The organism is Elizabethkingia miricola, from assembly GCF_001675285.1.
In the GTDB taxonomy this organism is placed as follows: domain Bacteria; phylum Bacteroidota; class Bacteroidia; order Flavobacteriales; family Weeksellaceae; genus Elizabethkingia; species Elizabethkingia miricola.
The window spans coordinates 74926-99931 of record NZ_LSGQ01000028.1; the positions used below are offsets into that span (position 1 = coordinate 74926).

At 34.8% G+C, this 25006-nt stretch carries 23 protein-coding genes and 1 tRNA gene; 16 read left to right on the forward strand and 8 right to left on the reverse strand.

All coding sequences use genetic code 11. From position 1 onward, the window contains the following. Positions 1–119: 119 nt before the first annotated feature. From ATE49_RS13030 to ATE49_RS13040, 3 genes are all read left to right on the forward strand, one after another. Positions 120–3089: a tetratricopeptide repeat protein gene (locus ATE49_RS13030; RefSeq protein ID WP_065082548.1), complete on the forward strand. Its 2970-nt coding sequence runs from the start codon at positions 120–122 to the stop codon at positions 3087–3089. A gap of 55 nt (positions 3090–3144) precedes the next feature. Next, complete coding sequence (locus ATE49_RS13035; protein WP_065082549.1) at positions 3145–4920, forward strand: porin family protein; 1776 nt, start codon at positions 3145–3147, stop codon at positions 4918–4920. A gap of 56 nt (positions 4921–4976) precedes the next feature. Then, a tRNA-Arg gene (locus tag ATE49_RS13040) sits at positions 4977–5048 on the forward strand. Positions 5049–5295: 247 nt separating this feature from the next. Here the strand turns inward: ATE49_RS13040 and ATE49_RS13045 are convergent. Together ATE49_RS13045 and ATE49_RS13050 are read right to left on the reverse strand one after the other, a co-directional pair. Next, positions 5296–5688: a hypothetical protein gene (locus tag ATE49_RS13045; protein ID WP_065082550.1), complete on the reverse strand. Its 393-nt coding sequence runs from the start codon at positions 5686–5688 to the stop codon at positions 5296–5298. A gap of 11 nt (positions 5689–5699) precedes the next feature. After that, on the reverse strand, positions 5700–6683 hold the full coding sequence (locus ATE49_RS13050; protein ID WP_065082551.1) for a hypothetical protein: 984 nt from the start codon (positions 6681–6683) through the stop codon (positions 5700–5702). Positions 6684–7238: 555 nt separating this feature from the next. On the opposite strand from ATE49_RS13050, the gene ATE49_RS13055 reads away from it, so the two are divergent. Beyond that, positions 7239–8327 carry an alpha/beta fold hydrolase gene (locus ATE49_RS13055; protein WP_065082552.1) on the forward strand — a complete coding sequence of 363 codons (1089 nt, stop codon included), beginning with the start codon at positions 7239–7241 and terminating at the stop codon, positions 8325–8327. Continuing rightward, complete coding sequence (locus ATE49_RS13060; protein WP_065082553.1) at positions 8324–9745, forward strand: S41 family peptidase; 1422 nt, start codon at positions 8324–8326, stop codon at positions 9743–9745. Before ATE49_RS13055 ends, ATE49_RS13060 begins: the two co-directional genes overlap by 4 nt. 107 nt (positions 9746–9852) lie before the next feature. Here ATE49_RS13060 and ATE49_RS13065 read toward each other — a convergent pair whose 3' ends face one another. Further along, positions 9853–10362, reverse strand: coding sequence for a hypothetical protein (locus tag ATE49_RS13065; protein ID WP_059333764.1), 510 nt, complete (start codon positions 10360–10362; stop codon positions 9853–9855). A 190-nt stretch (positions 10363–10552) separates the two neighbouring features. On the opposite strand from ATE49_RS13065, the gene ATE49_RS13070 reads away from it, so the two are divergent. From ATE49_RS13070 to ATE49_RS13120, 11 genes are all read left to right on the forward strand, one after another. Further along, the gene (locus ATE49_RS13070; protein WP_065082554.1) at positions 10553–11581 is read left to right on the forward strand and encodes a S41 family peptidase; all 1029 of its coding nucleotides are present in this window, start codon (positions 10553–10555) and stop codon (positions 11579–11581) included. A gap of 311 nt (positions 11582–11892) precedes the next feature. Further along, positions 11893–12789, forward strand: coding sequence for a hypothetical protein (locus ATE49_RS13075; RefSeq protein ID WP_065082555.1), 897 nt, complete (start codon positions 11893–11895; stop codon positions 12787–12789). A 256-nt stretch (positions 12790–13045) separates the two neighbouring features. Continuing rightward, on the forward strand, positions 13046–13795 hold the full coding sequence (locus ATE49_RS13080; RefSeq protein ID WP_065082556.1) for a sulfite exporter TauE/SafE family protein: 750 nt from the start codon (positions 13046–13048) through the stop codon (positions 13793–13795). 1 nt (position 13796) lies between these two features. Then, positions 13797–14039: a MoaD/ThiS family protein gene (locus tag ATE49_RS13085; protein WP_065082557.1), complete on the forward strand. Its 243-nt coding sequence runs from the start codon at positions 13797–13799 to the stop codon at positions 14037–14039. Positions 14040–14044: 5 nt separating this feature from the next. Continuing rightward, positions 14045–14461, forward strand: coding sequence for a molybdenum cofactor biosynthesis protein MoaE (locus ATE49_RS13090; protein WP_065082558.1), 417 nt, complete (start codon positions 14045–14047; stop codon positions 14459–14461). A gap of 50 nt (positions 14462–14511) precedes the next feature. Beyond that, positions 14512–15387 carry a formate dehydrogenase accessory sulfurtransferase FdhD gene (fdhD, locus tag ATE49_RS13095; protein ID WP_034868344.1) on the forward strand — a complete coding sequence of 292 codons (876 nt, stop codon included), beginning with the start codon at positions 14512–14514 and terminating at the stop codon, positions 15385–15387. Beyond that, positions 15384–15734 carry a DUF7009 family protein gene (locus tag ATE49_RS13100; protein ID WP_034868346.1) on the forward strand — a complete coding sequence of 117 codons (351 nt, stop codon included), beginning with the start codon at positions 15384–15386 and terminating at the stop codon, positions 15732–15734. Before fdhD ends, ATE49_RS13100 begins: the two co-directional genes overlap by 4 nt. A 21-nt stretch (positions 15735–15755) precedes the next feature. Next, positions 15756–18149 (forward strand): FdhF/YdeP family oxidoreductase, encoded by a 2394-nt coding sequence (locus ATE49_RS13105; protein ID WP_065082559.1) that lies wholly within the window; start codon positions 15756–15758, stop codon positions 18147–18149. A gap of 25 nt (positions 18150–18174) precedes the next feature. Further along, positions 18175–18660 carry a molybdopterin-dependent oxidoreductase gene (locus ATE49_RS13110; RefSeq protein ID WP_065082560.1) on the forward strand — a complete coding sequence of 162 codons (486 nt, stop codon included), beginning with the start codon at positions 18175–18177 and terminating at the stop codon, positions 18658–18660. An 18-nt stretch (positions 18661–18678) separates the two neighbouring features. After that, entirely contained in the window at positions 18679–19590 is a 912-nt protein-coding gene (locus ATE49_RS13115) for a bestrophin family protein (protein ID WP_065082561.1), read from the forward strand. Between the two features lie 589 nt (positions 19591–20179). After that, positions 20180–20593 carry a VOC family protein gene (locus tag ATE49_RS13120; RefSeq protein WP_065082562.1) on the forward strand — a complete coding sequence of 138 codons (414 nt, stop codon included), beginning with the start codon at positions 20180–20182 and terminating at the stop codon, positions 20591–20593. A 16-nt stretch (positions 20594–20609) separates the two neighbouring features. Here ATE49_RS13120 and ATE49_RS13125 read toward each other — a convergent pair whose 3' ends face one another. From ATE49_RS13125 to ATE49_RS13145, 5 genes are read right to left on the reverse strand one after another with little or no spacing between them, the layout of a single operon-like run. Then, positions 20610–21656 (reverse strand): HesA/MoeB/ThiF family protein, encoded by a 1047-nt coding sequence (locus ATE49_RS13125; protein WP_065082563.1) that lies wholly within the window; start codon positions 21654–21656, stop codon positions 20610–20612. Position 21657: 1 nt separating this feature from the next. Beyond that, positions 21658–22269 carry an NTP transferase domain-containing protein gene (locus tag ATE49_RS13130; protein WP_065082564.1) on the reverse strand — a complete coding sequence of 204 codons (612 nt, stop codon included), beginning with the start codon at positions 22267–22269 and terminating at the stop codon, positions 21658–21660. Further along, the gene (gene moaC, locus ATE49_RS13135) at positions 22247–22726 is read right to left on the reverse strand and encodes a cyclic pyranopterin monophosphate synthase MoaC (RefSeq protein WP_065082565.1); all 480 of its coding nucleotides are present in this window, start codon (positions 22724–22726) and stop codon (positions 22247–22249) included. The genes ATE49_RS13130 and moaC overlap by 23 nt, the downstream gene beginning before the upstream one ends. Positions 22727–22737: 11 nt before the next feature. After that, positions 22738–23757 (reverse strand): PDDEXK nuclease domain-containing protein, encoded by a 1020-nt coding sequence (locus tag ATE49_RS13140; RefSeq protein ID WP_065082566.1) that lies wholly within the window; start codon positions 23755–23757, stop codon positions 22738–22740. Between the two features lie 41 nt (positions 23758–23798). After that, entirely contained in the window at positions 23799–25004 is a 1206-nt protein-coding gene (locus tag ATE49_RS13145; RefSeq protein WP_065082653.1) for a molybdopterin molybdotransferase MoeA, read from the reverse strand. Between the last annotated feature and the right edge of the window lie 2 nt (positions 25005–25006).

Below are 25006 nucleotides of genomic sequence, written 5' to 3' on the forward strand. Positions count from 1 at the left end.
ACTACGGTTTATGGCAATCACTAAGTTTTTAGTACTTTTACCCGAAATATACCACTACTACAATAAATCTTATTGGTTTATCGTTGTAGAAAAAGACGTTTAACACCTACTTTTTATTAATGAGTCCTAAAAACATTCTCATTTACGCCGGGCTTTTTGGTGCAGTAACTCCTGCATTCGCCCAACAATCGGCCTTCTTTAAGAATAGAGAAGAGTACAGAACATCCTTAGCAGAGAAGCTTTACCAGAATAAAATCTATAAAGCAGCACAATACGAATTTGCACGCCAATATTTTTATCAGAATCCGGAGGGAGCCAAGAAAGAGGCATCCCTTTTCTATGATAATATTATAGGCGTAATTCTGAATCAGAATCATTCTGAAGAAGGATTGGAAGCTTTTACAAAAAAGTATCCGAAGAGTGCTTATTTTGCATTGGCGAATGGTCCTTTAGCAGATTATTATCTGGCAAAAAAGGATTTTCCAAAAGCTTTGGAAAGCCTGAAGAAAGTAAATCAGTATAACCTGAGCAAAGAGGAAAATACACAGTATATCCTGAAACTGGGTTATGCCAAATTTATGACAGGTGATACTAAGGGAGCTATCGAAGCATTGGATGAAGCTTATGCCAATGCTAATGATGATGGTAAAAAGGATGTAGCCTATATGCTTGGGCATTTACAATATGCTGAAGGCAATACTGAAAAAGCATTCCAGTATTTCGATACTATAAAGGATAATCCGAAGTATGCACAAACCATCCGGCCTTACTATGTACAGTTATATTTCAATCAAAAGAATTATGACAAAGCTATAGAAGAAGGGAAATCATTACTGAATGAGAATATTTCCAAAGACTATACTGCAGAAGTAAATAAGATTATTGGAGAGTCTTACTTTATGAAAAAGGATTATGCTGCTGCATATCCTTATCTGAAAACTTACCTGAACAGCAAAAGTGTTCCTTCGGAAAGTGATCTTTACGAAATGGGATTCGTAGCGGCACAGATGAAGCGTTATGATGAAGCGGTTAGTTATTACAATCAGCTAATCAGTTCTCAGTCTGCTTTGGCACAAAATGCATATTACCAGCTAGGAAATGCATATTTGGAAGTAGGAAAGAAACGTGAGGCGTTATCAGCATTCCGCTCGGCTTCACAAATGAACTATGATTCCAGAGTTCAACAATTGGCTTACGAGCAATATGCTAAACTGGGTTATGATATCGGTAACCCGTTTGAATCCAATTCTCAGGTTATTCAGAATTATTTAGCTAAATATCCGAATGCAGGAAATTCTCAGGAGATGAAAGGTCTTTTGGTAAAGTCTTACCTGTATTCCGGCAACTATAAAGAGACACTTTCTGCGATTAAAAAGTTGGGAAGCCAGTCTGCAGAAACTGCTAAAATTGAGCAGGAAGCAGCTTTCTTATTAGGTACTGAAGAATTTAATAAAGGAAACTTTACTGAAGCTGAAACGCTTTTTGAATATTCACTGAAGTACAACTACAACAAAGACTTCAATGCCCGTGCACAATACTGGATGGGGCAGAGTCAATACCAAATGGGGGATTATGGTTCGGCAACAGAAACTTTGCAGAAGCTATATAACTCTGGTGTAAACTTCGAAGAAAAGCAACAATTGCCATATGATTTGGCATATGCATACTTTAAGAACAAAAAATTTGAGGATGCTCAGAAATACTTTAAGTTGTATCTGCAAAATCCTAAAGCTGAGTTTAAAAACGATGCCGAGCTTCGTTTAGCCGATACACATTACGCAAACAACGAGCTGAATGATGCTATTGCTATTTATGATCAAAATGCAGATGGCACAGATTATACCCAATTCCAAAAGGCAATGTCTTTAGGATTTAAAGGGGACTCTGAAGCTAAAATTACTGCTCTGAAGAAACTTATTTCCACTTATAAGAACAGTGAATATACAGACGATGCTCAATATGAAATCGGTGTAGCTTATGCATCTGACGAAAGGTATGCTGAGGCGAATGACTACTTTAATCAGGTAATCAAGACTTCTCCGGATAAAGATCTTGTTGCAAATGCTTCCATCTACAGAGCGCAGAACTATGCAGATCTGGGACAGGCAGACAAAGCTATTGCTGAATTTAAAAGTTTAGGAAATACTTACAAAGGGACAGCTTATGCTGACAAAGTAGTAGCTGCAGCTAAGACCGTATATCTTAAAAACGGAGATACAGCAGGCTACCAAAGTTTTGCTTCATCTCTGGGTGTTAAAATAAGCAGTGGTGAGCTGGATGAGATTAACCTTTCTACAGCACAGAAACTTTATGCTAATAAAGATTACAAAGGAGCTATTACTTATTATGAAAAATACCTGACTCAGCGTCCGACAGGTGAGAAGCTGTATCAGGCACAATACGAACTAGGAGAAAGCTATTACCAGACTAAGAATAATACAAAAGCTGTTGTTGTTCTTAATGAGGTTGCAAATACTCAAAACGAATATCAGGAAGATGCACAGGTAAGATTAGCTCAGTTGTACATTGCACAAAACAATCCTGCCGAAGCTAAGAAGTATCTTCAAAATCTTGTGAATTCATCCAATGCCGGCATCAAGAACTATGCTGTTACAGAAATGATGAAGATTGCTGTAGATGCAGAAGACTTTAGCCAGGCAGAAAAATATGCAGATCAGGTTTTAGCCAATACTAAAAATTCTCCTTCAGTAAAAGAGCAGGCTCAGATTATCAAAGCCAGAAGTTCTATGAAGCGTGGTAATGATTCTGAAGCTAGAAAAGCTTATACTGCTCTTGAAAAATCTGCTAACCCGGAGGTTGCTGCAGAAGCGCTATATGCAAAAGCTTATTATCAGAACAAAGGAAAAGCGTTTAAGTCTTCTAACGAGACGATCTTTAAGCTTTCCAATAATTATGCTTCTGAAGAGTACTGGGGAGCTAAATCTTTGGTATTAATGGCTAAGAATTATTTGGCACTAGGAGATAAATACCAGGCATCTTATACAGTAGATCAGATTATTGCTAATTATAAAGATTTCCCGGATGTAGTAACAGAAGCTAAACAGGTGAAATCTCAAATCAAAAAGTAAGTTTTTAAATTAATGCAGCGATGATCCGCTAAATGCGGAAAATAAAAATATACGAATGAAAAAACATATTCAATATATAGCAGTTATCGGTGTTTTAGGAGTAGCAGGAGTACAAACTGCCCATGCACAGATTAAAGAAGAAAAACTGGTTCTTAATCGTAAGCGTGAGCCTGAAGTAAAGAAAATTGAGAAAAAGAAAACTTCTGTTCCTACAGAAAAAAACTTCCCGCCAAAAGGGAAGGACTCTCTGAAATATCAGGTAACTAATATTCCTTTGATTTCAGATTTCAAAACTTCTACTATTAAAGGTGAAGATATCTCTCCTAAATTCAATACAGGCTATAACCGTAACTATTTCCAATTGGGATATGGTAACTATGGTAAATTTCTTGTAGACGGAAATGTTTCCGGAGAAATACAGCCTAATCTGGAGGTTGGTGCAGATGTACATCATATATCTACAAGCGGATTAAAAAAGTACTATAACTGGGATTCTAAACAACAGAATACTGAAGCAAACGTATTCTTAAATTCATACGGTGAAGTAGGAAAGTTGAATGTAGATGCAGGTATCGAACTAAACAACTACAACTACTACGGAAATTACCAGGATGTTATTCAACCAACTAACAATGCAGACCTTAAGCAAAGCTATACCAAATTTGGTGTTAATGCTTATTATGATTTTTATGCTAATAATTATCTGAATGATATCCGTGTAAAAACGGCATTTACCAAAGATCACTTTAATGCTAAAGAGAATTTCTATGATGCATTGGTGAATTTTGCAAAACACGATCTTACCATCAGTTCATCTGACGGTATTAACATGAATGCCGATTTAGGCGTCGGGATACAAGGTGTAAATACACAGTTTGATATTCTGAATAAAAATGAGTCAACTCATTTTGTGGCAAACTTTACACCTGAAGTTACTTTCTTTAAAGGGAATCACTATTTGAAAATCGGATCGCGTTTTACATCGCTTACATCCAAATATCAGACTGCAACAACGGATAGAACCAGAAATAATAAATTTTATTGGTTCCCGACTGCTGAGATCTTAATTGCACCAAAAGATGAAGTTAAGTTTTATGCTGGGGTAGATGGTGGTATTAAACTAAATACTTATACAGATTTGCTACATGACAATCCATTCCTGGTATCAGATCTTCAGCTTCGTCCGACAGAGACCAAATACCATATTTATTTCGGTATTAAGGGTGATATCGAGCAGAACTTTAAATATGACATTAACGCAGGTTACAGCAAGCTGAATGATATGTTATTCTACAAATCGAATAACTTGTTCTCTACAGATCCTTCCGCCCAAAGAAATGCTTACGATTATCTGAATACTTTTAACACTGTATATGATAACGGAAATCTAAGTGAAGTTACCATCAATGCTCAATATTTTCCATTGGAAAACTTAAACTTTACAGGGGAATTAAAATACATGAGTTATTCACTTAAAAACTTTAACAATGCATTTTATAAGCCTGTTGTACAAACAACATTAGGGGCGAAGTATTCTATGCTGAACAAAAAGTTAAACCTTGGTTTTAAAGGTATTTTTGTAACTGACAGAAAAGCGAATGCTTTCGATGTACAGCCATTAGGTACCAATAACCAGTATGCAACTACTGAAACAAATGACAGAAAGGTATCCGGATATGTAGATCTTAACCTTTCTGCAGAATACAAATTACATAAGAACATCAGCGTTTTTGTAATGGGGAATAACCTAACCGGAACATCTTATCAGAACTATTTAGGCTACAAAGTAATGGGAGCTCAGGTACTTGGCGGAATCAAGCTGGAATTTTAAGGAAAATAATTGCAAATTCCCGTAATAAGTACTTATTTTGCAATCCGAATAAGGGAGGCCCCATAGTTTAATGGATAGAATTAAAGATTCCGGTTCTTTAGGTTGAGGTTCGATTCCTCATGGGGCTACAAGCCGCCCGATAAACAGGGCGGTTTTTCATTTTTACCCCCGAAAGTACCCCCGAAAATATTATTTACAATCTATTTTTAAATAAAAAAGGCCCCGATTTCTCAGAACCAACCAAATCACATTCCTAGACAAGAATCTTCTGGGAATTTATAATACTATTCAAAAGTATATAGAAACATTTTTGAAATTTTACGGAATACCGTAAGGAAAAGAAAAACCCCGAGGTTAATCGGGGTTTATGAAGTTTTAATGAACATTTACTTTTTGTAATTCTTTTTTAAAGTCTTTACTTATTATAAGTAACGAACTTATTATAAATACTAAAATATCTACAACAAACCAAGTTGTAATATGTGAGCCATCCCATACATGAGAAAAATAAACAGCAAATATCATAAGGACTGCAAAACAAAATATTTTCAGGTATCTATTTTTCTTTTCAGATAAGAAAACAATAAAAGATCCGACTAGGCATATAATTAATATCAATTGCATTACTATACTTATTTTGGGACTTTCCATAAATAAAGAGGATACAACATCTACTACATAGAAAAAAACTGTAGGTAGACTATCATAATGCAACCCAGGTATTAATAAAAAAGAAATGATTGAGATTAAAGCTAAAATATTTTTCATAATAAATAATATTAATTACAATTTACATGTGTTACAGGTCCTTCGCCACTTTGCTTCGCTCCTCCATTTTTTTCTATTTGATCTTGAACAGTACCTGGTTTCTCCCATTTAGATTCCTGTATAGAAGGTTTAATAATTTGCATCACATCCATAGCAAAGTTAGCACAATTACTATAATACAAACTATATGCTCGATCATTATATTCCGAAGCTTTTCTAAGTATATGTTGTAATTGTTCTGGAGAGACTGACCCCATATTCAATACTGCATCATAATGATCTCCACTATTATCACCCATGATTCCTGGTCCATCAACATTTTGAGGAAAGCTCTGTTCTGGATAAAATCCAAAGGTCCTAATGTTAAATCCTTGTTGAATAGATATAAAAGCATGTCCTATCATTCCAGTAGTATTAGCATATACTTTAATATTTGCTGGTTGTCTTGAATCTAAACATTCCAAATATTTTTTTAAATCATTTATAGGATTTTTAGGAGGAGGGGGCATTGCCATGCTACCTCCATATGTACTAGAACCACCACTCATACCAGTTCCCGGACCACTACTTCCTGCTCCACCACCTCCAGAAGGTTCATCAGGGTATTTAGGAACCCATTGATCAGGAGGAGGAGTTGTTGGATTCTTTTTTGTTATCACTACTTCTTCAATGTCTATAGGCTTTTGTTCATTACCATTTTTTAGTGCTACAGGATTTATTTGTTTTGATATTGATGCTATTGCTCCAGAAGATAGACTGCCTTTATTCTTTTTATCATAGTAGTTCTGAAAAACTTTTTTAATGTCAGCCAGTTTAGCAGAATTATCATTCATGTAGGAGAAATTAACATAGCTTCTTTCTTCATTAATAATACCATACCAAGCTGATGTTACTTTTCCATTTCCATCTGTTACAGGAAATATTATAGCTTTTTTATCTTCTCCAAAAGTTTGAGAAGCTACATCCAACCGTATTACTCCCACAGATTCATCCATCCATTTTGCATAATCGGGATGATTTTGTATAAAATTAGCTATAATCTCTGCAAAAGGTTTAGCATAGCTTATATACTTTTGAGGGGTTGTAGTTTGATTTGCTCCTGCAATTGGTTGAATTATATTATTTTGTCTTTCAAATCTCTCAAAAGCAACGATTTTCTCTTTTGAAGCTACTGTTTGTTCCGTTGTGGTACTATCTGTACGACAGGAATATAAAAACAGATAGTGTAAGAATTCCCCATAATGCAGGATAAAATAAATGTTTTTTCATATATGAAGTTTTTGTTTTTCAGTTCGTTAAACTTATAAATAATTTTCCACATATTTATTTAACATAATTTATTTTCTTTTACGGGAAACCGTAATGACGTGTAAAAAATTTATTGTAATAGAAAATCCCAACAATTCGTGCGGTATTATCATAGTTATATCTTATGATTGAGCTAAAATATTAGTTTTTTGTCGATTTATTCTTTAATATTTAATTGTTATATATCTCTTTATTGAGAATTATAAATATATTTGCGTCCACCCATTTAAATATTAATATAAATGAAAAAAGTACTTACTCTTTTTTTTCTCATCAGTTCGTTTATTGGATTCGTACAAGCTCAAACTTCTATCAAAGAAGATTCTATAATCCAATCTAATGTTTATAAACAATACAAATCAGAATTTGATCAATATGAAAAGCGGCATGGAAAGTATATCCAAACCAACAATACAAAAATGCATTATCTGGAATGGGGAAGTACTAAAAATCCTACCCTTATTTGGATTCACGGAACATATAGCAATGCTTATGAACTTTACGAAATCATAGAGCAGCTTGTTCAGCTTAACTTACATGTTATAGCTGTTGATTATTATGGACACGGATTTACTTCAATCCCCAAAAAGGATGTGTCTATATATGATGTAGCGGATGATATCAAGTTTTTGCTAGATAAGTTGAATATAAAAAAAGCAATTATTGGTGGTTGGTCAAGAGGAGGAAGTATAAGTACAGCTTTTTATAGTGCTTATCCGGATATGGTCCAGGCGCTTATTCTGGAAGATGGCGGTTCAGTAGCCTGGGATTTTGGTGTGAAAGCTTTAGATATTGAGAAAGATATTGCAGAAACAAAACAATATTATAAAAATAAAAAAACATTGGTATTTGATACCGAATTTGATGCCTACTGGTATATGTACAATAATTGGGGGATAAAAGGAAAGCAGGGTGAAAAGCTGAAGAAGGAGATCTTTACATCATATGCAAGGATTAAGAAAAATGAAGCCGGGAAGTATGAAATAAATCCCGCCGCAGAGGAACTGACTGGAGAGAATTCTGCGGAAGAAAATATTGCCATTATTTATACACCATTTACAGCGAAAAAAGCTTTTGGGGCGTCAACACATCAGCTTAATCCTAAAATTATTTACCGTAATCTAAACAAGCCAATGCTCATTTTCGACCCTGTCAGTAAAAATGACTGGTTTAATTTTAAGGATGAAAATACTGCGCTCACAAATGACCATCAGCAATACATTACTCATAAGATTTATAAGGATACCTGGCATGGTGTGAAAGATGAAAGACCAACTGAAGTGATAAAAGATATCAAGACATTTTTAATTCAAAACAAACTTATCAAATGAGATCGTTACTGATTACTATTCTGATTTGTAATTTCTGCATCGCACAGAAAAAAGATTTATTATTAGATAAAACTTTAAAGAAAGATAGCATAAAGGCTGAGTTTGCAGAGCTTTATAATTTAACCAATACCATTCATCCCGGACAGTTTATGTTTTGTTCGAAAGCCAATTTTGACAAAACATATATAGATTTAAAAAAATCAATCAAAACAGATTTGTCAATTGTTGATTATTATAGATTAACAGCCACTTTAATGGCGAAAATAAAAGACGGGCATACTACAGCTGACAGAACGCAAATCAGCAATTTATTGAAAGACAGAGCAGTTTTCCCTTTCAGCATTTATAAAATTAAAAATCAATATTATTTAGATAAATCAACACCGGAAAACAAGGATTATGCTGGGTTGAGAATTTTAAAAATAAATGGAAAAGAAATCAGCTCAATCGTGAATGAAATCCAGAAATATGTTCATCTTGAAGGCCAAAATGAAACAGGATTAAATGCCAGGTTTAGAAATTTCCCCTTTTATTATTTCATTTATAATCCGGTTAATAAATTTGAAATTGAGTATCTGGACCAAAAAAATCAGAAACAAAAAATTGACTTAAATGGAGTGTCATATGAGACTTACACAAAGGAGATTAAAGAAAGTATTGAACCATTAACTACTGAATTTAAGACAGACAATTTAGCAATTTTGAAATTCCATTCTTTTGAGAATGGCTATAATGAAGCTGACAGAAAAGTTGCGGAAAAGAAATTGGACGTTTTCTTTAACCGGCTTGATAGTCTGAAAACCGAAAACCTAATCATTGATTTGCGGGATAATGGAGGTGGCTCTGCTGATATTGCAAACTACTTATTTTCTTATTTGACTAATAAACCTTATTACTACTTTGATTATGTCGGAGCAAAGTATAATACAACAAAGCAATGGAAACATTATGCCCAATATCCTAATAATATTGAGGAAATTATTATAGCCGAAACCAAACGTAAAAATGAACTGAATTGTTATACCGAAACCGACGCAGAAGACTATTGGTGGTTTGAAATCCAGCAAAACAAACCCAATTATTATAAAGGAAAAATCAAAGTTTTGATTAATGGTGGATGCTTTTCAACCACGGGGCATTTACTGGCTTTGATGCGGGAACATAAGATTGGAAAACTTTATGGAGAATATTCTCAGGGAAGTAACTACAGCAATGCTGGTGGACAAGCATTTGTGCTGCCTTATTCTAAAACATTGGTTTGGATACCTACTTCTCAGTATAAAATGAGAACTCCAAGTTTCCAATACGACCCAAAAGGAATCAAGCCGGATATAGAAATACAAATTGAACCAAATGATTTGAAGACTGGGTTTGACAGGCAAATGGATTTTGTAGTAAAGCAGATAGGAGTTGATTGATCCGGGAAATCCAAGCCAAATAATTAAAGGCTGAAATATAAATTCAGCAATAGATATTCATACTTAATGTTTACGAAAAATTATATTTAATGTAACTCTAATTCAGTTTATTGAACATTATATTTCAAGTAATTAGTATCAATATAAATTGACATTGTGGCTTTGGAGCTTACTTTCATACCATAGTAGGAGGCGGGTGACCAGTTTTGAAAGGTATCCTTTCTTAATGTATTTTTCAATATTTTGCCAACTCTTTTATCAGATTCTTTAATCATTTCAAATGATCCGATTCTGCCATTTTTCTTTATTATAAATGTAAAAGTATTTTCGCCAAAATTGATATTGTCAGGAAACCGTAAATATTGGCTCAGTAATAATCGAAACAGATAAGCTCCTCCTTCTTTAAAATAGACATCTCTTTTTGCTCCGCAGCATAGTATTTCTATATTTTTATCTTTACTCTCTGGGCATTTAGATAGTTTATCAACTTTCTTTTGTACTCTGTTGGATAGTATATCTGTTGCATGGAAATACCCTATAACTGGTTTTATATAATTTTGGGAATAGCAAAATACCCCGAAAAGAAAAAGTATAATGTAAAGTAGCTTTTTTTTCATATTAGTGTGATAGTGAGTGCTAAAATAATAATATAATATTGTTTTTAAATTTAGTATGTCCCATATATCCTGTAATTAAACAATTTTTAACTTGAATCTTTTATTTTTAATTATTAAAGATATTTAGTGAATAGATAAATTAATTATTTTTGGTAATTAACTATAATCACTAAATAACAGATTCTAAAAAATGAAAAAGACATTTATATTAATTCTCCTTTTAAACTTATGTGTTCAATTTTATGCTCAAAATAAATTATCATCTAAAGATAGTATCAATACATTCTACAATCAATTATTTAAAAATTTAAAGACAAGTTATTTATATAAAAATGATGTAAACTGGAAAGGAGTTATTACTGAAACAAATCAAAATCTGTCTAAATATGATAATTTCAATTCTTCTTTAAGTGAGATTGAACCATTATTTAACAAAATTGGCGCCACGCATTGTATCATTTATTATAAAGACAAGGTTTATAGTTCAAGTATAAAATCGATAAATGAAAAACTAAGTGATGAATGGGAAAAAGCCTATGCGTCAAAACCGAGTTTTAAAACAAAAGTAATTAATAATGAATTTGGCTATATACTGATTCCAAAAATTATCTTTTCAGATATTAGTGAGAAAAATGTCCATGGAATTGCACAACCGCTCTATGATGAAATAGCAGATTTAAAATCCAAAAATAATTTAAAAGGTTGGATTATCGATTTGAGGTTTAATACAGGCGGAAACTCTTGGCCAATGCTACTTGCTTTATATGATTTTTTAGGGAATAATGATATCAATGGCTCTCTAAATATAGACAAAAAACAAATCAATAAAGTAAAATTAGATAAAGGAGTATATTACGACAATTCCAAGAAAGTATCTTACATAACCCCCCATGGTCAACTATTAGATCAGGCAAAAGTTGCTGTCATAACAAGTGCTGCAACCGGAAGTTCAGGAGAAATTGTTGCATTGTCATTTAAAGGGAGAGCGAATACTATCTTTATAGGACAAGAAACTTTTGGTGCGACTACAGGAAATATAAAATCTTCATTGCCTTTTGGCAGCTATATGGCTTTAACGACATCTTATGACTGCGATAGGAACGGGAATTATTATAAAACTATCTCCCCGGATATTGTAATTTTAAAGGAAGATAATTTCGAAAACTTATTATTGGATAAAAATATTCAGGAAGCTATTAAATATATTACAAGAGTATAATTAAAGAAGGAAAAAAGTTATACTATATTTTAATGCTCTTTTCGTCAAAAGGTTTGAAATAGTCTATTTTAATGGTTTTGATATACTTAGAATTTATAATAAACTATTGTTTGTTGATGGCCTTATTAGCTGGAATTTTTGTTTGTCAAGATGTTTATCGTCGCTGGTACAATTTTACAATATAACAAAATCAGATTCTTAAATAAATTGTATATGTTATTGATATAGTATTATATAAATGAGCTTTTAAGTATCTGTAAATATATTTATATTTGAATAACTCTTATAACTCTCCTCCATACAAATAAAAAATGATATTAAATAGAAATGCCGGAATTGGACTTTTTAAAAAAAATACACATAATGAAGAAGGTCTCTTTCTTTTTGATTTTAATACCCAGGAAAGAATCTATTTAAAAGCATATTCGGAGTGGAAACCCGAAAGTGTTTCACCTGATGGAAATAAAATTGCAATCACAAATTACCCGTCAACAAAAACAAAGTATTCTAAAACAGATCTGATAGTAATAGACCGTAATAATCAAAATGTATTACTTGACACTCATAAATATTTTGTTCTTGATACAGCATTTGATGCAGCAGGAAGCAAACTATTGGTTACTGCACATAAAATGAAAACATTCTGTCTTGATATATTTAAAAATGAAATAATTGCTGAACTTCCTAAAGAATTGAGACTCTACAAGGGAGATTTGGATTCGGAACATAATAGTTTTATAATGCCTTGTGAAAAGGCAAAAGATACTTGCTATACATTTGACTTTACAACAGGTAAAACAGGAATTCAAAAATTTGGAATCAGAGAAAAGATTTGCAGAATTAAGTATTCTATTGATTCATCTCTTATTTATGTTATTTCAGAAGCTAATATTTTGTATTGTTTTGACAGAAATTATAAAATTAAGTGGAATAAAGATTTTAATGATATAGGACGTATTAATTCCTCAGACATATACATAACTGATAATAATATTTTTATTGCAGTGGAAGCACAGGATGTAAAAGCAAATGACTGGGGAACTGATTTTGTAATTGAATCTAAGAATGGGGAAATTGTAAACCAAATTGAGGGGTATCAGTATCGCGGAAGATTCGCAACGAATTATTTTGAAAATAGAATTTTACTTCATACATTCAAGACAATAGACCTGATAACCGGAGATATCTCAGAAGAAAAAGTAATTTAAAATATATTTCGCAGAAGCATAAAGCACTTTCATAAGGGAGTGTTTTTTTGTGCAATTTATCTATGTATTTGAATCCATTCAGAGTTTATCCTCGGTTAAAGAACAATATAATCTATAGATTTACCGATTTCGGTAAGATAAACAATGCATGATATTCTTTTCACAAATTATAACACATTCTTTTACATTCAATTAATCAGGTTAGTACCAAAAATCAGTATTATTGTAAGAGTAAAATTAATACTCCGGAAAGACTATGGAACATTGGGAGCTTCTGTTATTCTTTTTAATTATTGCCTTTGTTTATTCATCCGTAGGCTTTGGTGGTGGATCCAGTTATCTTGCTGTCCTTGCCATGTACAGCCTGCCATACAAGGAAATGCGTTTAACAGCCTTAATTTGTAATATAATTGTTGTTACAGGCGGAGTTTATATTTATATCAAAAATAATCAGGTTAATTGGCGGAAAATACTACCCATTACATTAGTCAGCGTTCCTCTGGCTTATATAGGTGCTGTATTAAAAATAAGTCAGGAAACATTTTTTCTGATTTTAGGGATTACATTAATCATTGCGGCGGTATTATTATGGATAAAAACCGAAACAAAAAGTGAAGAAACAATTTCGGAAGAATCAAAATCTTCTGTTGCCGGAAATAGTCTTTTAGGTGGTGGTATTGGTTTCTTATCCGGATTGGTAGGTATTGGTGGCGGAATTTTTCTTTCACCATTATTAAATTTGATGAAGTGGGATACACCACGGAAAATAGCAGCAACATCCAGTGTTTTTATATTGGTGAATTCCATATCCGGAATTGTAGGACAATTAACAAAATTACCATCCGAAATAGATTTCATAAGAATTCTGAGTTTATGTCTGGCTGTATTCATAGGCGGACAAATAGGATCCAGAATGTCATTAAAATGGAATCCTTTGATTATAAAGAGAATGACAGCTATTCTTGTTTTGATAGCAGGGATCAATGTGTTAATAAAATACTGGTAAAATGAAACTTAAAATATTAGCATTCGGAATTGCAAAAGATATTCTGGGCGGAACAGAAAAAGAAATTGATCTTGCAGAAGGCACAACAGTACAGAGTCTAAAAGTTAAACTTGAAAATGAATATACTGAACTAAAGCGTCTAAGATCTTATTTTATCGCTGTAGACAATGAATATGCAGAAAATGATCAGATTATAATCAGTACAAACGAAATCGCAATAATACCACCTGTAAGCGGGGGATAGGCTATATGATTGATATAAAAATAACAGAACAGAAACTGGATATTACAGAATGCCTTGCTATTGCTCACGATTTAGGGAGTGGTGGTATTGCAAACTTTATAGGAACAGTCCGCAATAAAACCAAAGACAAACCTGTCGTTCGGCTGGAATATGAATGTTACCATTCTATGGCTATTAAAGAAATCCGGAAAATAGCTGATAAAGCAATATTGCAGTTTTCAGTGCGGAATATTGTAGTTCATCACCGGACAGGAGTTCTGTTTCCGGGAGAAGAAGCTGTAATTATTGTTGTAAGTGACGGCCACAGAGACGCTATTTTTGATGCCTGCCGTTATATTATAGATACTATAAAACAAACGGTGCCTATCTGGAAGAAAGAAATTTTTGAGGATGGAGAAGAGTGGGTTTCTGCGCATCCGTGATTTTTGAGGAATAAAAATTTGTATATTTACTATATAAGTCTCTTTTAGATATGAAAGCTAATATGCTGGAAAGCAATTCCGTAAAAAAAGCAGAGATTATCAAAGTTAAGGACAACCTGGGTTTTTCTTATACAGATGATATTGCTGTGGAGGAACCTTTGGAAATAAGAGTGACTTATGGTCCCAAAGAACAAAAACAGAGCAAAAATATATCTGTTACTATGCGGACACCGGGATATGATGAAGAACTTGCTGCAGGTTTTTTGTTCACAGAAGGTATTATTTCCGGCGATCAGCAAATTATAAAAGTAACACATCCTCAAGCCGAATGTTCCAGAAATCAGGAGAATATTATAATAGTTGAGTTGGTCGATGACTTTATCCCTCAACTAATGAAGACAGATCGGAATTTTTATACAACCTCTAGTTGTGGAGTATGTGGAAAAGGATCTATAGAATCTATAAGAACAGTAAGCCCTTTTAACAACAATGATAAAGAAGATTATAATCTGTCTCTGGAAATCTTGTATCAGTTATCAGATAAGCTTCGTTCATTTCAGAGTAATTTTAGCTCTACCGGAGGAATACATGCGTCGGGAATGTTTGATTCAAACGGAAACTTATTGGCTTTACGGGAGGATGTAGGAAGGCATAATGCTTTGGATAAACTTATTGGTCATGCTTTGTTTACAAAACAGTTACCCCTTAAAGATAAAATATTGGTATTAAGCGGGCGGGCAAGTTTTGAACTTATTCAGAAAGCAGCAATGGCAGGGATTCCTGTTGTTGTAGCAATAGGAGCTCCTTCCAGTCTTGCTGTTGATCTTGCAAAAGAATTCGATATCACCTTATTAGGTTTTCTCAGGGATAACCGATTCAATATTTACCATACAGGCAGTAATTTTAAAATCGACAACTTATTATGAAAATAAGAATTAAAGATAATTCAGTAAGATTTCGTCTTACTCAGTCAGAAGTTCACGAGCTAGGAGAAAATGGGATTGTTTCCAGTTTAACTCAGTTTGCAGATCGTCCGTTTATTTATATGGTAAAAAGAACGAATGATACAGAACTTTCTGCAGATTTTGTTGAAAACAGAATCGTCATGAAAATGCCGGAAGCCATGGTTGAGGAGCTCGTAATGACAGACATAGTTGGTTTTGATGGAGAGTCCGGGATTGTAAAGCTTCTGATAGAAAAGGACTTTGTTTGTATAGACAATACCGTGGAAGATCAGAGCGACAATTATCCGAATCCTAATATTAAATGCTAATCGTCCTTAAATAAAAAGGCTATGGAAGGAATTGATAAAAACAAAATTGAAGAAGAGATTCACAATGAGCCTAGTGCCGAGAATCCTTTTACTTTACTTGACCTTAAGCTTACCCATGTAGAAAATAAAGCTGCAGGCGTGCCTGCTGTAATGGCTGCATTTAGTGATTTGTTTGAAGAAAAAACTCCCGTCCGCGGAATGAGGGCATTGTTCAAAATGAATCAGATGGGCGGATTCGACTGTCCGAGCTGTGCATGGCCTGATCCGGATGATGAACGTTCAGCTCTTGGTGAATATTGTGAAAATGGCGCAAAGGCTTTAGCCGAAGAAGCTACAACGAAAACGGTTACTCCGGAATTTTTCAAGCAAAATTCACTGTCAGATCTTGCTAAATTAGACGATTATCAGATTGGTAAAATGGGAAGGCTTACCGATCCTGTGTATTTACCAGAAGGCGGTACACATTACGAGCCAATTAGCTGGGATCACGCTTTCAAAAAAATTGCGGAACACCTCAATGCGTTAGAGTCTCCGGATGAAGCCGCTTTTTATACTTCCGGAAGAACCAGTAATGAAGCTTCATTTGTATATCAATTGTTTGCAAAGGAGTTTGGAACCAATAATATGCCGGACTGTTCCAATATGTGTCATGAAACATCAGGATCTGCATTACGGCCTACTATAGGAATTGGCAAAGGAACAGTAACTTTAGAAGACTTTCATGATTCCGAAGTTATTGTCATTATAGGTCAGAATCCGGGAACTAATGCACCAAGGATGATGAGTGCTCTGGCAAAAGCGAAAAAGAACGGTGCTAAAATTATAGCGGTAAATCCGTTACCGGAAGCAGGGTTAATGGGATTTATCAATCCCCAAAGCGTTAAAGAAATTATTACCGGAGGTGTTCAGCTGGCTGATTTATATCTGCCTGTAAAGATAAATGGCGATATGGCTCTTCTGAAAGCGCTTGAACTTTTACTAATCGAATTTGAGAAGAATAATCCGGGTAGGGTTTTCGATAATCAGTTTATAGAAGAGAAAACCATAGGTTATGAAGAATTCTTAAAACAGTTTGATCATTATAAACTTGAAGAGTTAGCCGAACTTTCAGGAGTTTCTAAAGAAGCATTATGCCAGGCTGCTGAAATGATTGCTTTTAAAAAGCGGATTATCATCAGCTGGGGAATGGGGCTTACCCAACAGCCAAATGGTGTAGATATGCTACGTGAAATTCTGAATATTATATTGCTTAAAGGAAGTATCGGAATACAGGGAGGCGGACTTTGTCCGGTTCGTGGACACAGTAATGTTCAGGGGAACAGAACGATGATGATTGATGAGAAACCTACCGACGAACAGCTTGACCGTCTTGAGAATTTCTTTGGTTTCAAAGTACCAAGGAAACATGGTTACGATGTTGTTCGGGCAATAAAAGCCATCCATGAAGAAAAGATAAAAGTGATGTTTTGCATGGGCGGTAACTTTCTCTCCGCAACACCGGATACCACTTATACAGCTCATGCGCTAAGAAAGCTAAATTTGCTGGTATGTGTTTCTACGAAACTAAACAGAGGGCATTTGGTTCATGGTAAAGAAGCACTGATTTTACCAACCTACGGACGAAGTGATAAAGATATTGTAAACGGAGAAATACAAATTGTATCAACTGAAAATTCTATGGGTGTTGTTCAGGATTCTAAAGGAATGCTGGATGCTGTTTCCGATAATCTGGTAAATGAAACTCAGATAGTCTGCCGTATGGCAATGGCTACTTTAGGTGAAAAGGCAGTTGTCAACTGGCAGCGTTATCATGATAGTTATGATGCTGTTCGTGATGATATAGAACAATGCATACCTGGTTTTGAAGATTATAATATCCGCGTTCGTCAAAAAGGAGGTTTTTACCTGCCAAATGCTGCACGGGATGAACAATATTTCTCTAAAGAGCTAGGTGGGCGTGCTCCATTTACATTAACAGAGATTCCTGATAACACACTTGCTGCTGATGAATACATGATGGCTACTACCAGAACCCATGATCAGTTTAATACAACCATCTACGGATTGGATGATCGTTACAGGGGGATTAAAAATGAACGCCGGGTTATTTTTATGAATCAAAAAGATATTGACAAAGCCGGATTAAAAGCTGGAGACAAAGTCGACTTATACAATTATGATGATAATATCGAAAGGGTAGCACCTTTATTCATTATTGTTTCTTATAAAATTCCGGAGAAAAATACCGTAACCTATTTCCCGGAAACCAATGTATTGGTGTCGGTAAATAATGTGGTGAAAGAAAGCAATATGCCGGCTTCCAAATATGTGAAGATTAAAATAAAAAAACATGACCCCGAAGTTTATAAAAAGGTAGACGAAATGCTTTATCGGGGTGCAATTCAAAGGCCTTAAATTCTTTATTACAATCTATTTATATATGAAAAAAATACAGCTTTTAATATTTCTGCTTGTTTTCAGTTGGGCATTCAGCCAATCGGATTTTAAACTCAAAGTGAATGGTGATGTTTTACATCCGCTGGAACTTTCATTATCCGATTTATCAAGCATGCCGCATAAAAATGCTTCTTTAAAAGACAAAGATGGCAATACCCATATTTATTCGGGAGTTGCTTTGCAGGACATTCTATTAAAAGCAGGAGTACCTTCCGGCAAGGAATTGCATGGTGAGAATCTTTCAAAATACTTACTTGTAAAATGTACAGATGGCTATCAGGTATTATTTTCTCTTGCGGAATTGGACCCTTCTATAGCTGATAAAAATATAATTATTGCTGATAAAGTAGATGGAAAGCCTTTACCGGAAGCAAAAGGTCCGCTTCGGATTATTGCTGAAGGGGAGAAGAAGCCGGCACGAAGCTCTTATCAGGTAGCGGCTTTGGTCATCGGAAAAATTAGCAAATAGCATTCAGTTAAAAGCATTATGATCATACGTAAGAAAGAAAATTGGTTCAGAATGCTCTTTATCTGGCATGGCTCTGTGCTGCCGGCACTATTACCACGACTATTAATTTTATTTGCTTTATCATTATTAGTAGCCTATTTTCACGGAACTGTATTTTCATTCAAGATTCCGCTTAATACAGCTCCATTAACATTATTTGGTTTTGTACTGGCGCTTTTTCTGGGATTCCGTAATAATGTTAGCTATGAGCGTTTCTGGGAAGGTAGAAAACTCTGGGGTGCTTTATTGAATACCTCACGTTCGCTGGTACGACAGGCACTTACTTTAGGAGATACAGATAAAGCTTCTGTATCGGAATTTGTTCAGCTCGTCAGCGCCTTTGTTTATGCACTCAAGCATCAGTTAAGAGGCACAGATCCAAAAGAAGATTTGCAGATCAGACTTACAGCAGAACAGTTCAGTATAGCTGAAGAATCGAAGTATAAACCTGTTATTATGATGAGGCTAATGGCGGAATGGGTACAACAGGCGAGATCAGAAAACAGAATAGATTCTATCCAACAAACCCGTTTTGATGAGAATTTTGATAAACTGGCAGACGTTGTAGGGGGCTGCGAGCGGATTGTCTCCACACCAATTCCGTATAGTTATCAGGTTTTATTACATCGCACCGTTTATATCTATTGCTTTTTATTACCTTTTGCTTTAGTAGATTCTTTAGGATGGTTTATGCCATTTATTGTTGTTTTTATTGCTTACACTTTTGTAGCCTTCGAAGCCATTGCCGATGAAATTGAAGAACCTTTCGGCACTGATGCCAATGATCTGGCACTAAACAGCATGTGCATAATGATTGATGAAACCATTCATGAAATGTCAGGAGAGCATGTAGATGTTTTGCAGAAAACGAAGCAGACAATTATTGACTAGCATTTTGAACGATTTAAGTTTATAATAGGCTGCTTATTAAAACAGGGCTGACATTAAATTAAAACCATTAAGAAATTAAGATTATTAAGCACATTTGATCAGATAGCTAAATCTCATAAATTCCTAAATGTTAAGTTTATAGCAGAATGTCTGGGGGTTACATTATTATAAATAGTACAATGCTATGATTATGCTAAATATCAAATTAAAACCATTAAGAGATTAAGCTTATTAAGTGTATTCGATCCGATGGCTAAATCTTCTAAATGTTTTAAATAATCTTAGAACCTGTTTAAATTTTGATTAAAAAAATATTAGACTTCGACAGGCTCAGCCTGACACTCCTAAAAGGAAGCTATTTTGGACAAGCAATGTCACTCTGAGCCTGTCGAAGAGCATTAACAATAAAATTTAAACAGGCTCTTACTACTAGATGAAATCTCCGTGCTCTAAGAATAGTAGTATGCTAATACAACTTTATGTATTTAGTAGCTATTCTGAATACTAAATAATCTAAGGTAAAACCTGCTGACAGACTGCTGTCATAAGAGCTATATACCTTTGTGTTATAATTTAAAATCTTTAGAACATGAATTTAGTATCAGTACGTATTATTACGGAAAATATCGACAGTTTAATAAACTTTTATGAACAGGTTACAGGCATTCAGGCAATACAATACACTCCTGATTTTGCTGAGATAAAAACTTCAACAGCAACACTGGCTATTGGGAGTACAAGAACATTACAATTCTTTGGTGGGGAAGAAGTGGCTCGGGCTGCTAAAAATCAAACAGCAATAATAGAGTTTTTTATCGATGATGTGGAATTCGTGTATGAACATTTAAAAGATTATTTGTCTCCGTATATAGTACAGGAACCTATAACCATGCCTTGGGGAAATAAATCGTTGCTATTTAGAGATCCTGATGGGAATTTGGTTAATTTCTTTACTCCAGTCAGTAAGGAATCGATTGATAAATTTACCCCTGAAAATAATTAAAAATACTATTGTCAGACTATTTACGCTTTACATTATTGATGCCATCCTTTAGAGAAAATATTTCTTTTTCAGGAAATACATCTTTTATCTTTTTAGCGGCATCCATACTGCGTTTTCCTGATTGACAATATACAACAATAGACTGCAGGGTTGAAGAAATAAAACTAAGCTGATCCTGCAGTCCTTCCAAAGGAATATTTTTTCCACCTATATTAAAATTTTGATGTTCACTTGTACTGCGTACATCTATTATTTCAAAATCTTCCCAATGCCGGGTTAATTCTTCAAAAGTAATTAGAGGTATTGTCTGAATCAGGTTTGTAATCTGAACTGTTGATGATTTCTTTAATTTAATAATCTGGGTTCTGCCATTGTTCACATTCATTATCCAGAGTTTTCCCGCTAAAAGATCTTCAGACCCTGTTAAGTATTTTATAGCTTCATTAGCCTGCATACAGCCTACGACTCCTGCTAATGTAGGAATTACACCGCCTTCACGGCAATTAGGTATTTGGGATGCATTCACATCCGGAAATACATCACGGTAATTAGGGCTATAGGTACCGTCTTCTCTATGTATATTCCAAATACTTACCTGACCTTCATACTGATATATCGCTCCGTAGACCAAAGGTTTCCCGGTAAGAACACAAGCATCATTCAACAGGTACTTTGTTTCGAAATTATCGGTACCTTCGATGATCAGATCATATCCTGAGATGAGGTTTATTACATTTTCAGAGGTTACACGAAAGTTAAGAGGAATAATATTTACAGATGGATTTTGCTGCTGTAGTTTTTTGGCGGCGACTTCGACCTTAGGTAATCCAATATCTTCAGGAGTATATAAGATCTGACGGTGCAGATTGCTTACAGATATAATATCATCATCTGCAATACCAATAGTACCAATACCGGAAGATGCAAGATATTGGGCACATGGACAACCTAATCCACCCATTCCGATAATCAGAACACGGGCATCTTTTAATAATTTCTGAGAAGAAATACCAAATCCGGGTAAAGCTATCTGGCATTGATAACGTTCAGAATAATCTTCCATGTCAATTTTTTTTATTCAGAAATTGCTGTGCTTTCGTGGCTTCTTCTGGTGTGTTCACATTCATCAGGGCATCCGGATTCTGAGGGTTCAGAATAAGAGTGTCACTATTAATTAACACTTTTCTTGGGCAGGTGTTCCCAATTCCTAAGAAGTTTAATAAAATGGGGTAACTTTTAGGCTCCCAAATGGTGATTAAAGGTTCAGGCAACCTATCAAACGGACTTTCATAGGTTGTTGCTGTTTTCTCAGGATCTCGTGATTCTGTAAGAAACTGTAATGATTTCTTATCCAGTAAGGGGAGGTCGCAGGCTACAACCAGCCAGGCTTTGTCTCTTTGAGAACGCAGAGCAGAAAGTATTCCGCCAAATGGTCCCATATTCAGAAAGGTATCTGTGAGTGCATTGTAGCTGGTATCGAAATTTTCTAACTGATCTTGTCTGCAGGAAATAAAAACCTCATCGCAAAATGGAGCCAGTAAGTCTGCAGCATAATAGCGCTGTTCTTTTCCGTGCCATTTCAGCTGGTCTTTAGCTGTTCCCATTCTTGTGCTTTTGCCACCAGCAAGAACAAGCCCGTTAATAGAAGGGATTCTATTCTGTTCTTCTGAAATCATTTTTTCCGCCGGTTTTTTCTATTAATTTAATTTCCTTGATGCAAATATCATGACTTAAAGCCTTGCACATATCATATATGGTTAATGCCGCTACAGAGGCACCTGTAAGAGCTTCCATTTCTATTCCTGTTTTAGCTTCAACCTCCGCTGTACAATAAATCTCAATTTCATTCTGATCATTAATATCTACGCTGATCTCACAATTTTCAAGTCCTATGGGATGGCAAAGCGGGATCAATTCTCCTGTTTTCTTTGCTGCCATAATACCTGCTATAATTGCAGTTTGAAATACAGAACCTTTTGGGGTTTTAAAGTCTCCTTCTTTTAACTTCTGTAATATATGTTCTGGAATATTAACTGTTGCTTTTGCAATAGCTTTTCTTCTTGTAACAGGCTTTTCGCTGACGTTTACAATTGAGGGTTCCAGTTTCTGATTAAGGTGTGAAAAGTCTGTCATTTCTGATTGCTTTATTTAGTTTTACCCAGCTTTTGTTTTAAAAATAATTTTTCTCTTTTTATTTCTGCAGTAAGTTCTTCTTCAGTAGGAAGATAGGGTAAGTATTTAGTGGCAAAAAGTTGCTTATGCTCATTGAGAATCGAATATTTAACAACTGTCTCATCTTTTTCTGTACAAAGTATAATTCCAATAGTAGGATTATCTTCCGGCTGCTTTTTTAAATCATCAAACATTCTGATGTACATATCCATTTGGCCGGCATCCTGATGTGTTAGTTTGGCTATTTTAAGATCAAATAATACAAAGCATTTCAAGATGTAATTATAGAATACAAGATCAATATAAAAATGAGATGTTTCAGTACTTATTCTGAACTGACGGCCTATAAAAGAAAATCCTTTGCCCAGTTCCAGCAAAAACTGCTGTAAGTTTCCAATCAGGGCAGCTTCAATATCATTCTCGCTTGCACTTATTGGCTCCGGAATATTCAGAAACTCGAATACATAAGGATCTTTTATAAAATCTCTTGCTAAATCATTATTTTGCCCGGTACTATACTGAACGGTTTCTTCTTTATTTTGTGTAGAGAGCAAGCGTTCGTAATAGAAGGTATTAATATGGCGTTCCAATACTCTCACACTCCAGTTTTGTTCTGAAGCTTCTTTCAAATAGTAATTGCGTGCAGCATTACTATCAATTCTCATAATGAGCCTGTTATGGCTCCATGTTAATTTGCTACACACTGTGTAGCAAATCTCCGGATCAGAATAGGTAAGATAGAATTGTCGGAAATTTCTCAGATTAGAAGAGGAGAATCCTTTGCCAAATTCTTTGGTGAGTGCAACAGAAAGATTCTTAAGTAGTGCTTCACCATATTCTGCACGCTCTTTTCCGTTTTGTTCTTCTTCTACAATACGTTTCCCAATAAGCCAATAGGCTTCAACCATTACAGAATTTACAGACTGATAAGCTTTCATCCTTGCCTGTGCAAGAATATTCCTTATTTCACTTATGTATGCCAGGTCTGCCATTGCTGATTATTCATAATTGATTAATTCTGGTATTGAGCCTCTTACAAATTTAAGAAACTATATTTCCATATTTTGTAAACTTCTCCTTTTCTGAATATATTTTGTTCTAAAGGCAATTCCACAAAAGCATTTGTTTCTGCAAGATGAGAAAAATCGCCGGAGCCATTAGTGTCAACAATATTTGCAATAAGTTGTCCCTGCTCATTTATCTGAAGTTTTACCTGTGCAAAATATTGTAGAGAGAAAGGGAATTCGATGTCATTACCGAGTATGGCATACAAGGGAGAGCTTTGGGGGATTCCCAAAGATTTTTCCAGCCACGGAATAAAATACCGGTGCAGGCACATAAATACCGAAACAGGATTGCCAGGGAATGCAAACACAAGCTTTTGATTCTGGCTTTTACCGAACCAAAAAGGTTTTCCGGGTCTCTGCTTTATTTTATGAAATAATTTTTCTATTCCCAATTCCTCACATACTTGTGGCAGGTAATCAAATTTTCCCATTGATACACCACCACTCATAAGAAGTATATCATATTGATCTATACAACGGATAAGTTCATTTCTTATCTCTTCATAGTCGTCATTCAGATGAAGAAGATCTACTGTTATTTTATATTTTTCTAAAACAGATTGTATTGTAATTCCGTTAGAGCGTCTTAACTGAAAAGCTGTGGGAGCTAGTTCAGGGCTTATCATTTCATCTCCGGTAGATATAACAGCAATTTTAGGAAGCTTTTTAACCCATAAAGAAGTTTTGCCTACGGATGCGGCAATTCCGATTATGGCAGGGGTAATTAACTGATTAGCCTTAACCAAAACCTCGCCTGCGCTTTTATCTTTTCCTTTAAGGTGTATGTTCTGTCCCTTTTTTATTTCAATATTGATGTGAGCAATTCCATTCTCAATTGTGATATCCTCGTATCTGATAACAGCATTTAACGTATTGTCTAAAGCCGCACCTGTCATGATTTCGATACATTCAGTTTGTGAATCAATCGGAACAGAAGCTTCACCAGCTGACTGAATGGCTTTTATATTAAACGATCGAAGGCCTTCTTCGTATGCAGTAAAGTCGATAGCGATGCCGTCTACTGTTGGTCTGTGAAAAGGCGGTAAATCACGATCTGCAAGAATGTCTTCCACTAAGATTCTTCCTAAAGAGTGCGTATAGGGGATATTCTCTTTCCCAAAATCACGATATTGGGAGAGAACAATCTCTTCGGCCTGTTGTACACTAATCATAT